The organism is Kitasatospora sp. NPDC054768 (assembly GCF_053612025.1).
In genome coordinates, this window is sequence record NZ_JBSHBN010000132.1 from 1 (window position 1) to 11,442 (window position 11,442).

At 73.4% G+C, this 11,442-nt stretch carries 11 protein-coding genes; 7 read left to right on the top strand and 4 right to left on the bottom strand.

Annotated elements, in window-relative coordinates; genetic code table 11:
• Positions 1-26: 26 nt before the first annotated feature.
• Together lpdA and ACWGKU_RS30315 are read right to left on the bottom strand one after the other, a co-directional pair.
• Positions 27-1,433 (bottom strand): dihydrolipoyl dehydrogenase, encoded by a 1,407-nt coding sequence (gene lpdA, locus ACWGKU_RS30310; protein ID WP_387733705.1) that lies wholly within the window; start codon positions 1,431-1,433, stop codon positions 27-29.
• Between the two features lie 280 nt (positions 1,434-1,713).
• Complete coding sequence (locus ACWGKU_RS30315; protein WP_452180118.1) at positions 1,714-3,330, bottom strand: M28 family peptidase; 1,617 nt, start codon at positions 3,328-3,330, stop codon at positions 1,714-1,716.
• 162 nt (positions 3,331-3,492) lie between these two features.
• Between ACWGKU_RS30315 and ACWGKU_RS30320 the strand changes: the two genes are divergently transcribed.
• The 3 genes from ACWGKU_RS30320 (at position 3,493) to ACWGKU_RS30330 (ending at position 5,924) form a co-directional block, all read left to right on the top strand.
• Complete coding sequence (locus ACWGKU_RS30320; RefSeq protein WP_401050048.1) at positions 3,493-3,672, top strand: antitoxin; 180 nt, start codon at positions 3,493-3,495, stop codon at positions 3,670-3,672.
• Positions 3,673-3,843: 171 nt separating this feature from the next.
• A complete protein-coding gene (locus ACWGKU_RS30325; protein ID WP_359903224.1) occupies positions 3,844-4,434 on the top strand; it encodes a TetR/AcrR family transcriptional regulator in 591 nt (196 codons plus the stop codon).
• Positions 4,431-5,924: an MFS transporter gene (locus tag ACWGKU_RS30330; protein ID WP_452180119.1), complete on the top strand. Its 1,494-nt coding sequence runs from the start codon at positions 4,431-4,433 to the stop codon at positions 5,922-5,924. Before ACWGKU_RS30325 ends, ACWGKU_RS30330 begins: the two co-directional genes overlap by 4 nt.
• Before the next feature lie 66 nt (positions 5,925-5,990).
• Here the strand turns inward: ACWGKU_RS30330 and ACWGKU_RS30335 are convergent, their stop codons facing one another.
• Together ACWGKU_RS30335 and ACWGKU_RS30340 are read right to left on the bottom strand one after the other, a co-directional pair.
• Positions 5,991-6,518, bottom strand: a complete 528-nt coding sequence (locus ACWGKU_RS30335; RefSeq protein ID WP_452180120.1) for a DinB family protein — start codon at positions 6,516-6,518, stop codon at positions 5,991-5,993.
• On the bottom strand, positions 6,469-7,923 hold the full coding sequence (locus tag ACWGKU_RS30340; protein WP_452180121.1) for an MATE family efflux transporter: 1,455 nt from the start codon (positions 7,921-7,923) through the stop codon (positions 6,469-6,471). Before ACWGKU_RS30340 ends, ACWGKU_RS30335 begins: the two co-directional genes overlap by 50 nt.
• Before the next feature lie 204 nt (positions 7,924-8,127).
• Here ACWGKU_RS30340 and ACWGKU_RS30345 point away from each other — a divergent pair, with 204 nt between their 5' ends.
• From ACWGKU_RS30345 to ACWGKU_RS30360, 4 genes are all read left to right on the top strand, one after another.
• Positions 8,128-8,718, top strand: coding sequence for a PadR family transcriptional regulator (locus tag ACWGKU_RS30345; protein ID WP_380540958.1), 591 nt, complete (start codon positions 8,128-8,130; stop codon positions 8,716-8,718).
• Between the two features lie 198 nt (positions 8,719-8,916).
• Positions 8,917-9,795, top strand: a complete 879-nt coding sequence (locus tag ACWGKU_RS30350) for a class I SAM-dependent methyltransferase (RefSeq protein WP_452180122.1) — start codon at positions 8,917-8,919, stop codon at positions 9,793-9,795.
• 353 nt (positions 9,796-10,148) lie between these two features.
• Entirely contained in the window at positions 10,149-11,036 is an 888-nt protein-coding gene (locus ACWGKU_RS30355) for an isocitrate lyase/PEP mutase family protein (protein ID WP_452180123.1), read from the top strand.
• The gene (locus tag ACWGKU_RS30360; protein ID WP_380351491.1) at positions 11,033-11,350 is read left to right on the top strand and encodes a hypothetical protein; all 318 of its coding nucleotides are present in this window, start codon (positions 11,033-11,035) and stop codon (positions 11,348-11,350) included. Before ACWGKU_RS30355 ends, ACWGKU_RS30360 begins: the two co-directional genes overlap by 4 nt.
• Positions 11,351-11,442 lie beyond the last annotated feature (92 nt).

The window sequence follows — 11,442 nt, forward strand, 5'->3', positions numbered from 1 at the left end:
GGCGCGGCGCGGCCGAGGGCCGGTCGTCACATGTTGATCATGTGGCCGGCCAGGCCGTGGATGGCCTCCTTGACGGCCTCGCCCAGGGTCGGGTGGGCGTGCACGTTGCGGGCGACCTCGTGGACGGTCAGGTCCCACTGCTGGGCCAGCGTCAGCTCCGGCAGCAGCTCGGTGACCTCGGGGCCGATCAGGTGGGCACCGAGCAGCTCGCCGTGCGTGTTGTCGCTGATGACCTTGACGAAGCCGATCGGGTGGCCGAGGCCGTGCGCCTTGCCGTTGGCGGTGAACGGGAACTTGGCGACCTTGACGTCGTGGCCCAGCTCGCGTGCCTGGGCCTCGGTGTACCCGAAGGAGGCGATCTGCGGCTGGCAGTAGGTGGCGCGCGGGATCATGACGAAGTCGACCTCCATGGTCTCCGCCCCGCCGATGGTCTCGGCGGCGATCACGGCCATCGTCTCGGCGGCGTGCGCGAGCATCAGCTTGGCGGTCACGTCGCCGATCGCGAAGATGTGCTCGACGCTGGTGCGGCCGCGGCCGTCCACTGCGATGGCGTTGCGGTCGGTGAGCTTGACCCCGGTGTTCTCCAGGCCGTAGCCGTTGACCCGCGGCGCGAAGCCGATCGCCTGGAGCACCTTGTCGGCCTCCAGCACCTGCTGCTGCCCGTCCTTGGTGACGGTGACCCGGACCTTGGCGTTCGGGTCGCTGTCGTCGATCGACTCGACCCGGGTGGAGGTCAGCACCTCGATGCCCAGCTTGCGGTACTGCTTGGCGAGTTCGGTGGAGACCTCGACGTCCTCCAGCGGCACCACGCGGTCCAGGAACTCGACGATGGTGACCTTCACGCCGTAGTTGTGGAGCACGTAGGCGAACTCGACCCCGATCGCGCCGGCGCCCGCGATGATGATGCTCTCCGGCAGCTGCTCGGTGAGGATCTGCTCCTCGTAGGTGACCACGCGGTCGCTCAGGCTGGTGCCGGGCAGCAGGCGGGTGGTGGCACCGGCGGCGATGACGCAGTGGTCGAAGGTGACGACCTCGAAGCCGCCGCCGCTCAGCGCGACCTGGAGGGTGTGCTCGTCGACGAAGGTGCCCCAGCCGTCGTACTCGGTGATGCCGTTCTTCTTCATCAGGTAGTGGACGCCCTTGACCCGGCCGTCGGCCACCGAGCGGCTGCGCCGGAAGGCCTCGCCGAAGTCGAAGGTCACCTGGCCCTCGACCTTGATGCCGAAGGTCTTGGCCTCCTTGGTGAAGATGTGGGCGAGCTCGGCGTTGCGCAGCAGGGCCTTGGAGGGGATGCAGCCGACGTTGAGGCAGACGCCGCCCCAGTACTTGGCCTCGATGACCGCGACCTTCAGGCCCAGCTGGGCCGAGCGGACGGCGGCGGTGTAGCCGCCGGGGCCCGCGCCGAGGACGACGACGTCGTAGTGCGTGCTCATGTTGCTGACTCCTCCGAGGATGTCACCGTGTCGTGATCTCGGTCCCATGGTGTCAGGACCGGACCCGGCGCACCCACCGGGTCTCGGCGGATGCGCTCCGCGCGGCACCGTACCGGTCCGTGGCCGGATTGTCAGTGTCCTGCGCTACGGTGACCGCACCCACGGCCACCAGGGGCGATGAGGCGGGGAGGTCCCGGATGGAGCAGTCTCGGACGGAGCGGTCGGGTACGGCGGTCGGGTGGGCCCGCCGGCCGGGAGCAGCGGCGGGCCCACCCTGGCGTCAGGCCGCCACCCCGCCGGAGTGGGCGTCGCTCGTGCCGCTGATACCGGGCGCCGCCTTGGCGGCCGGGCGCTGGGCCGGGACGGGCCGGTGGAGCGAGGAGAGGTCCCAGGCGTAGGTGCCGACGGCGTTCGCGATCACGTCGATGTTGACGTCGAAGACGCCCATGTCGATGTTGCCCAGGTTGTCGCAGGCCTTGTGGTAGCACCCGTCGTACGCGGCGCCGGCGGTGCCGCCGTAACGGGCCGCCTGCTCCGGGGACTTGACCTTCTCGGCGCCGGTGTCGGTGCCGCCGGCCGGGATGCCCGCGTCGATGAACGGACCGTAGTCGGAGCGGCCGTCGAAGAGGGTCGGGTCGTGCGGCAGGCCCCGGCCGTCCAGGTAGCCGTTGATGTCCCGTTCCAGCTGCGCCGAGCCCTCGGGGCCCGCGTCGCCGCCGGCGCTGCCCGAGCCGTTGTAGACGAACTGCGCGTAGTTGGGGGACGCGATCATGTCGAAGTTGAGGTAGAGGCCGATCTTCTTCTTCTCCGCGTCGGAGAGGGAGTTCACGTACGCCTCGGCGCCCTTGAGGCCGAACTCCTCGGCCGACCACCAGGCGAACCTGACCTTGTTCTTCACCGGGTGGACACTGAGGTTCTTCGCGACCTCCAGGACGCCGGCCGTGCCGGAGCCGTTGTCGTTGATGCCCGGCCCCTCGGGCACGGAGTCGAGGTGCGCGCCGACCATCACGGTGTGGTCCGGGTCGCCGCCGCGGGTCTCGGCGATGACGTTCCAGGTCTTGCGCTGCTCCATGAAGGTCCGGATGTCCAGGGTCACCCGGACGGGCCCGGCGGCGGCCTGGGCGGCCAGGGCCTGGCCCGCGGCCTGGGTGATCCCGCCGGTCGGGATCCGCCCCGCCGTCGGCTCGCTGAGCGTCCCGTTCAGGGTGCCCTCGGTGTTGTTGTAGATGATCGCCCCGGTCGCGCCGACGGCGGCCGCGGCGGCCTGCTTCTCGGCGAAGGAGCATCCGCCGCGCCGGATCAGGGCGATCTTGCCGGTGAAGGCGCCCGACGGGTAGTCGGCGGGCGTGCAGCCGGTGGTGGCGCCGACCGGGGCGACCGCCAGGTCCGCGGTCAGGCCCGCCTCCGGGCCGCCCACCGAGTACGTCATGGCGATCACCGGCACCGATTCGGCCTTCGGGGAGACCACGTCGAGGCGCTCGGAGCGGGCCTCGAAGAAGGTGTACACGAACTCCTGCTTGGACACCTTGAGCCCGGCCCGGCGCGCCTGCTCGTAGACGTACTGCGCGGACTGGTCGTGCCCCTTCGAACCGGCCACCCGGGTACCGCCGTTGCGGTCCGCGATCAACTGGAGCGCGGCCAGCGTGGCCCGCGCGTCCCGGGCACTGCTCGCCTCGACCAGCCGGGAGGCCAGCTTGGCGCCCTTGCGCGCCGGGTCCGGGTCGGCCGAGGCACTGCCGGCGCCGGCCAGCAGCAGCGGGGCGACCAGCGCGGCGACGGTCAGGGCGGCGCCCGCGCCACGCCGGGTGACGGCGGTTCGCGGGCCCCCTGTGGAGGTGGCGGGGTCCTCCGGGACGGAGCGGTCGAGCGGGGAGGTGGGGCGACGGGTGCGCAGCATCAAGGGAGCTCCATCCGACGGGCCGTGAAGGTCATGAGGGTCATGATTTGACATGACCGGAATCCCGTTGCCAAGCCTTTACGCAGACCTTGCGAGATGCGGGTCGTGGCGCGCGCGGTGATATTGGAGGGGTGGGGGCGTCTCATCCAGGAGTGTGACCAGATGTCCATGATGGATAAGCTCAAGAACCTGCTGAAGGGCCACGAGGAGCAGACCGACAAAGCCGTCGACAAGGCGGGCGACACCGTCGACCAGCGCACCGAGGGCAAGTACAGCGGTCAGGTGGACGCCGCCCAGGAGCAGCTCAAGAACCAGTTCCGCGACCAGCCGCCGCAGCAGTAGCGGCTCCTGCCTCCCGCGGGCCGCCCCACCCGGGGCCGTCCGGCCGGCTCGCCACCCCGGTTCGGCCAGCAGGCCGGCTCGCCGCCTTCGTCCATGGGGTCGATTCTGCCCGGGGCGCTCCCGCGAGCGCGAGTAGACACTGTCTACCAGCACCTGGTAGACAGTGTCTTCATGACCGAACAGGAACAGGACCTACGGGCCCGACTGGTGGCCGCCGGCGTCGAGTTGGTGGCCGAGGGCGGCGTCCAGGCGCTCGGCCTGCGCGAGATCGCCCGCCGCGCCGGGGTCTCGCACGGCGCGCCCCGCCGCTACTTCCCCACCCACCGCGAGCTGCTCGCCGCCATCGCCCAGCAGGGCTTCGGCAGGCTCACCGACACCCTCGCGGGAGCCGACGCCCTCACCGCCACCACCGGCGCCGACGCCCGCACCCGCCTCGACGCGCTCGCCCGCGCCTACCTCGGCTTCGCGGCCGCCAACCCCGGCATGTTCGAGCTGATGTTCCGTCACGACCTGCTGGAGGGCAGCGGCGCCGAACTGCGCCGCACCACCCTGCCGCTCTTCCTGACCTTCGTCGGCCTGGTCTCCGAGGTGCACCCGCGGTCCGACGATCCGGCCGCCGCCACCGCCGCCCTCTGGTCCAACCTGCACGGCCTCGCCCAGCTGCGCACCTGGGGCAGCCTGCGGCTCATCACCGGCGACGATTCCATCGAGCCGCTGCTGCGCGCGACGCTGGACGCCCACCTCGGCCCGGCCGCGCGGTGAACCCGCGGCACCACCGGGGGCTCGTCCTGGCCGCGAGCATCACCGGCGCCGTCCTGGTCGCCGTCGACGGCACCGCGCTGACCGTCGCCCGGCCGGCCCTCCAGCACGACCTGCACGCCTCCGTCGCCGCCGTCCAGTGGGCCGGCACCGGCTACCTGGTCACCGTCGCCGCGCTGCTGGTCTTCGCCGGCCGCCTCGGCGACCGGTACGGGCACCGGCGGGTCTTCGCGCTCGGCGTGACCGGCTTCGCCGCCGCCTCGCTCGGGATCGCCGTGGCGCCCGGCATCGGCTGGGTCGTCGCCCTGCGCGTCCTGCAGGGCGTGGCCGGCGCGCTGCTGCAGCCGGCCACCCTGGGCATGCTCCGGGCCGCCTGGCCCGCCGACCGCCTGGCCGGTCCGATCGCCATCCGCACCGCCGCCATCGGGCTCGCGGCGGCAGCGGGGCCGCTGGTCGGCGGGGCGCTGACCGCGCACCTCGGCTGGCGGTCGGTCTTCCTGCTGGGCCTGCTGCCCGCCGCGGCCGCCCTCCTGGCGGCGCTCGCGGTGCCGGCCGGGGCCGGATCGCCCGACACCCGGTCCCCGGCCGCCGGGCACGGCAGCGAGCACGACGGCCAGCACGGCAGCGGGCACGGCAGCGGGCACGGCAGCGGGCTCGACCTGCCCGGCGCGGCCCTGCTCGCACTCGCGCTGGCCTTCCTGGTGGAGAGCCTGGTGACGCTGCCGGACACCGGCCGGCCGGTCGTCCCGCTGCTCTGCCTCGCCGCGGCCGGAGTCCTCGCCCTCCTCCTGGTCCGGCACGAGCGCCGGACCGCCGACCCCCTGCTGCCGCCCGCGCTGTTCCGCTCCACGGCCGTCGCGCCGCCGCTCGTCGTCCTGCTCGCCGCCTCCGCCGCGCTCCAGGGCGCACTCTTCCCGGCCGTCTACTACCTCCAGGACGTGCTCGGGCTCGACCCCCTGCAGAGCGCCCTGCGGGCGATGCCGCTCGCGGTGGCGATGATCCTCGCGGCGCCCGGTTCCGCCCGGCTGGCGAAGCGTCACGGCGAACGGGCGGTGGTGCTGCCGGGGATGACACTGATCACCGCGGGGGCGCTGCTCACCGCGGGGCTCGGCACCGGCTCCGGGACGCTCGCGATCGGCGGCTGCTTCGCGCTGCTCGGCACCGGCTTCGGTGCGGTGATGGCCACCGCCACCACGATGGTGGTCCGGGGTGTGTCCGCCGCCCGGGCCGGGGTCGCGGGCGGCCTGCAGCAGACCGTCCTGAACACCGGCCCGGCCCTGGGCATCGCCCTGGCCACCACCGCCGCCGGCCGTACGGACCCCGGCGCGGCGCTCGCGCCGTCCGCGCTGACCATGGCGGCGGTGGCCGGCGCGGGGACGCTGCTCGCCGCGCGGCTGCCCGGACGGGCGGCTGGACCGACGGCCGGTGGGGCCGCCGATCGGGCCGCCGGTCCGGCGTCGGGCGGGCGGGCGGAGCCCACCGGTCGGCGGTGAGCAACGCCCTTGCCGTCACACCCCGGTCCGGTTCAGACCCCGGTTGGGTTCAGACCCCGGTTCGGTTCAGACCCCGGTGACGCCGTCGACGCACTCCCGGAGCAGGTCGGCGTGGCCGTTGTGGCGGGCGTACTCCTCGATCAGGTGCACCAGGATCCAGCGCAGCGAGACGCTGTCCGCGCCGATCACCGCGGCGGCCTGCGGGGAGAGCGGGCCGGCCGCGTCCAGCGGCTGGTCCGCGGTCAGTTCCCGGCCCCGGTCGATCTCCCTCCTCCAGTCCACCAGCGCCTCGGCCATCCCGCGCACCGGGTCCAGCCCGTAGCCGTCGCCGTTGTCCGCGCCGTACACCGGCGGGACGTCCTGCCCGGCGAACACCCGCTGGTACCAGTTGCGTTCGACCTCGGCGACATGCTGAACCAGCCCCAGCAGGGTCATCGTGGACGGCGGGACGGACGCCAGCCGCGCCTGCCGGTCGTCGAGCCCGTCGACCTTGCGGGCGAGCGTGGCCCGCTGGAAGTCCAACCAGCTCTCCAGCATTGCGCGTTCATCGGCGTGCGGGGGCGGGATCGGCCGCCCGTCCGGGGTGAGTGCCATGGCCCCCACTCTGGCATCCGCCCCCTGCGGCCCCGCGCGGACTCCGCGACCGTGTCAGTGCGGCGAGCAGCGCGAGCTGCACGGCCGCGCCCACCGCCGGCCCGAGCCACACCCCCGACACCCCCAGCGGCCCGGACAAGGCCGCCGAGGCGGTGAGTTGGGCCCCGAGACCGAGCAGGACGGAGACCACCAGCGGGCGCCCGGCGCCCGCCGCCTGGTGCACTCCGCCGACCGCCACCACCAGCGCGTACGGCAGCAGGTAGAGGGCCGCCGAGCGCAGGAAGCCGACGGACTGCGCGGCCACCGCCCGGTCCTCGGTGAAGAGCGCGGTCAGCGGCACGGCGAGCGTGACGGCAAGCACCGCCGCCACCCCGCCGAGCAGCGCGGCGAGGCGTCCGGTGGCGCGGCGCAGGGTGTGCAGCGCGGCGCCCTCTCCCGCGCCGGTCAGCCGTGCCGCCTCGATCGCGGCGGCCTGGCGCAGCGCGTAGAAGGCCATGGTGACGACGAGCAGGACGCGGTAGCCGAGGCCGTAGCCGGCCACCGCCGCGACGCCGAAGCCCGCGACCAGGCCGAGTTGGGCGGTTCCGACGGCCATCCGGGCGGTGAAGTCCAGACCGAACGGTGCGCCCGCGCGCAGGATCCGTACCGCCGCCGCGCCCGCTCCCCCGGTGCCGCCGGGGTCCTGCGGCTGCGGTTCCTCGCGTCTCACCGGCTGCGGATCCGCGTGCTGCCCCGGCTGCGGATCCGTGCGTCGCACCGGCTGCCGCAGTCGCCGCCCTCGCCGCACTCGCAGGGTGACGGCGAGGGCGATCGCCCGGGAGAGGACCAGGGCCAGGGCGGCACCCGGCACGCCGAGGGCGGGCAGCGGCCCCGGGCCGAGGATCAGCAGGGGGTCGAGGAGGAGCAGCAGCGCGTTGGAGAGCAGGGCGAGCCGCATCGGGGTGCGGGTGTCGCCCGCGCCCTTGAACAGCTCGTCGGCGACGCGCTGGCCGACGAAGAGCGCGAAGGCCGGGAACGCGACGGCGAGGTAACCGGCGGCCTGTTCGGCGGCTTCGCCGTCCAGGAAGGCGCCTGCCAGCCGGTCGCGCAGCAGGAAGCCGGGGACGGCGAGCGCCGCACTGACGGCGGCACAGAGCCGCCAGGCCGCGCGGGTGGTCCGGGCGGCTTCGGCGTGGTCGCCCGCACCGAGGGCGTGGGAGAGCCTGACGCTGGTGCCGGAGGCGACCACCAGGACCAGGCCGAGCAGCAGGTTCTCGACGGTGCCGGCCAGGGTGACGGCGGCGACCGCGGCCCCGCCGAGACCGGCCACCCAGAGGGCCCCGATCACCGAGGCGATCACCCCGGACAGCAACTCCGCGTAGACGGGTACCGCCAATGCCGTGAGTCGGCGCAACTGGCCGCGCATGCCCTTCTCCCTTCCCCTGTGGTGCTCGTGCGTGACCGGACCGGCCCCGGCTCGCCCCGGCGCGGCCCTGGCCCGCCTCGGCTCCCCTCGATCGGCTGCGGCCCTCTCGACCTGCCTCGAATAGAGATACATCGTTTCGAGGCACATCGACAAGAGGTAACATGACGACTCCGCAGGGCGCACTCCGACCGAAGGGCTCCAGCCGTGTTGACGCTCGCGATCCTCGGCTTCCTGTACGACCAGCCGCTTCACGGCTACGAGCTCAAGTCCCGGATCACCGGACTGACCGGTCATGTCCGACCGGTGAGCGACGGCGCGCTCTACCCCGCCATCGCCCGGCTGGAGAAGGCCGGACTGCTGCACCGCCGCACCGAACCGGGCAGCGGCGCCGCACCGCGGCAGACGCTGGAGCTGACGGCGCGGGGGCGGGCCGAACTGCTGCGCCGACTGGCCGACCCGGAGCAGGCCGAGATCACCGACCAGATCCGCTTCTTCACCGTCACCACGTTCCTGCACCATCTCGCCGACCCGCCCCGGCAGGCCGCCGTGCTCCGCCGCCGGCTGGCCTTCCTGGACGCTCCGAGCAGCTTCTTCTACGACGGAACGGGGCAGCCGGTGACCGCCGAGCGCGAGCCGAACCCCTTCCGACGCGGGATGCTGCTCGTCGCCCGGGCCTCCACGGCGGCCGAGCGGGCCTGGCTGTCCGAGACCGTCACGGAGCTGGATCGGGCGGCCGGGGCGGAGCCGTCGGAAGCCCCCGACTCACCGACGGAGCCGCGGTCCTCGGAACGCTAGGCCGACCAGGCGAATCCAGAGCAAAACCGAAGGCGCACACCCCTGCCGAACGGCAGAGCGAAAATCCGAATTCAGGCCGTTCCACACCTGGTTCCCCCCGGCCCCGGCGTCGCTATGATGATCCGCCTCACGTCCTCGGCGTCCCCCCTCCGCGGGCGTGATCCGCCACCGCGCCCCGCCGTCCCCCTGGAGGCCGCCGTGCCCGATTCCGAGACCGCGGTCGAGGCCGCAGTCCACTCCGCGCCGCTGAAGCGGGACGACATTCCCGGCTGGTTCTTCAGCCTCGACCGGGCCGCCTTCAGTCACCTGCTGTCCGCCCAGAGCGCGACCGGCGTCACCGGCGACGTCCTGGAGCTCGGCAGCTACCTCGGCCGCAGCGCCGTCCTGCTCGGCGACCACCTGCGGCCGGGCGAGCGGCTGACGGTCTGCGACCTGTTCGACTCCGAGGCGGGCGACGCCGAGAACGCCGCCGAGATGAACATGTCCTACCGCAGGACCCTCACCCGCAGCGCCTTCGAGGCCAATTACCTCGCCTTCCACGGCGAACTGCCCGAGATAGTGCAGGCCCCGACCTCGGTGCTGGCCGACGGCCGCGTCCGGGCGCACAGCTGCCGCTTCGTCCACGTCGACGCCTCCCACCTCTACGAGCACGTCGCCGGGGACATCGCCGTGGCCCGCGCCGCGCTCGCCGAGAACGGCGTGGTCGCCCTGGACGACTACCGCTCCGAGCACACTCCGGGCGTCTCCGCCGCGGTCTGGGAGGCGGTCTTCACCGGCGGACTGCGGCCGGTCCTGCTCACCCCGATGAAGTTCTACGGCACCTGGGGAGACGCGGCGGCCGTCCAGGCGGTCCTGAAGGAGCGCGACTGGTGGGCCGAGGGATACACCGTCGACGAGGACACCATCGCCGACGCCAAGGTGCTGCGCCTCAACTACCAGGTCAAGGCCCCGGTCCAGCGCTCCACGCCGCGCCGGCTCGCCCTCGAACTCCTGCCCCCGGTCGCGACCAGGGCCACCCGCCGGATGCTCCGGACGCTGCGCGAACGCCGCGCCGTCCCTCCGGTCCCGAGCGCCTGAGCACCCGACCCCTCACCGGGGCCCGCCCCCACCGGGCGGGCCCGGCTGCTTTCCACGCTTTCCAGGTCTCCGCTTTCTCCGCCTTCTCTGCCTTCTCTGCCTTCTCCGCCTTCTCCGCCTTCTCGACGGCCGTGACGTCACCCCGGCCGTCCTCCATCGTGCCGACACGCCAGCTCATTTGTCGGATCAGCACATTCGTAGGCTTTCCTATTGTCCGCCTGCATTCACTCTAACGAGGGAACCTCCCTTAAAGATTTGCCCACGGAACATTAAAGGGCGCATAGTGATGACACCTCAGTTCGGTCTGATGAACACCAAGTTCAGGCAAAGTCATCCCTAGCAAGGAGTAGGCCTTGTACGACGGAAACACGGCATCGGACAGCCCCGGGCAGCGGCTTCGCGCGGAGATCGCGGGCCCGGGGACGACGCCCCTGATCGGCGTCCACGACATGTACTCGGCCTCCATCGCGGCCGAGCACTACGACGGCATGTTCGTCTCCGGCTTCGGCTTCGCGGCCTCCTACTACGGGCTGCCCGACATCGGTTTCATCGCCTGGCCCGACATGGTGGGATTCGTCGAGCGGCTGCGCGGGGCCTTCCCCCGGCACCACCTGCTGGTCGACATCGACGACGGGTACGTCGATCCGGAGGTGGCCTGCCACGTCGTGCGCAGGCTCGAACGGATCGGCGCGTCGGGCGTGATCCTGGAGGACCAGAAGCGGCCGCGCCGCTGCGGGCACGCGGACGGCAAGCTGGTGCTGCCGCTGGAGGAGTACCTGGAGAAGCTGGAGCTCGTCCTCGCCAACCGGACGGACCTGGTGGTGGTCGCCCGCACCGACGCCACCGAGGAGGACGACATCCTGCGCCGGGCCCGGGCGCTCGCCGCCACCGACGCCGACGTGGTGCTGGTGGACGGTGTGCGCAGCGAGGAGTGGATCCGCCGGATCCGCCGGGCGGTCGGCGACAAGCCCCTGCTGTTCAACCAGATCGCCGGCGGGAAGTCGCCCCGGCTGTCGCTCTCGGAGCTGTCGGAGCTGGGGGTGGACGTGGCCATCTACAGCACGCCGTGCCTGTTCGCCGCACACCGGGCGATGGACGAGGCGCTGGCCGGGCTGAAGAGCGCCGACGGGCGGCTGCCGGCCCCGGCCGGGGGGCGCGAGCAGGTCGGCGTACGGGAGTCCACCGAGCTGCTGGAGCGGAACATCTCGCGCTCCAGCGGGCTGATGGCGGTGACGGCATGAGGACCGGGCTGCGCGGGGCCGCCCCGCCCTCGCCGGCCGCCGCCCTGCGGGCCACCGCGCTGGGGCTGGCCGGAGCCTGCGCCCTGCTCGCGGGAGCCGCGTCGCCCGCGGCGGCCGGCGGCGGGCTGATCACGGTCGTGGACAACTCGAACGCCGACTCCTGGCTGGAGATCGACCGGACGGCCAACCTCCAGAACGGCAGCGGCTCGGCGGGCAGCGACCACGACGGCGCCGGCTCGCTGGTCGGCGGACTGCTCGGGCCCGGCTCCTCCTCCAGGCCCTCGGTCCGCCCGATGGCGGAAGGCGGCCCGTGACCGACCGTCCGGCGCGCCCCGGGCCCCCCCCCCGGCGCCGGGCGCGCCCCGCCCGGGGGCCCCCGGCGCCGGGGCCCCCCCCAACGGGGCCC

Excerpts from the sequence above, each read along its gene's own strand:
- ACWGKU_RS30360 (WP_380351491.1), top strand. The coding sequence starts at position 11,033 with ATGAGGACCGGGCTGCGCGGGGCCGCCCCGCCCTCGCCGGCCGCCGCC.
- ACWGKU_RS30340 (WP_452180121.1), bottom strand. The coding sequence starts at position 7,923 with ATGCGCGGCCAGTTGCGCCGACTCACGGCATTGGCGGTACCCGTCTAC.
- ACWGKU_RS30320 (WP_401050048.1), top strand. The coding sequence starts at position 3,493 with ATGTCCATGATGGATAAGCTCAAGAACCTGCTGAAGGGCCACGAGGAG.
- ACWGKU_RS30315 (WP_452180118.1), bottom strand. The coding sequence starts at position 3,330 with ATGCTGCGCACCCGTCGCCCCACCTCCCCGCTCGACCGCTCCGTCCCG.
- ACWGKU_RS30335 (WP_452180120.1), bottom strand. The coding sequence starts at position 6,518 with ATGGCACTCACCCCGGACGGGCGGCCGATCCCGCCCCCGCACGCCGAT.
- ACWGKU_RS30325 (WP_359903224.1), top strand. The coding sequence starts at position 3,844 with ATGACCGAACAGGAACAGGACCTACGGGCCCGACTGGTGGCCGCCGGC.
- lpdA (WP_387733705.1), bottom strand. The coding sequence starts at position 1,433 with ATGAGCACGCACTACGACGTCGTCGTCCTCGGCGCGGGCCCCGGCGGC.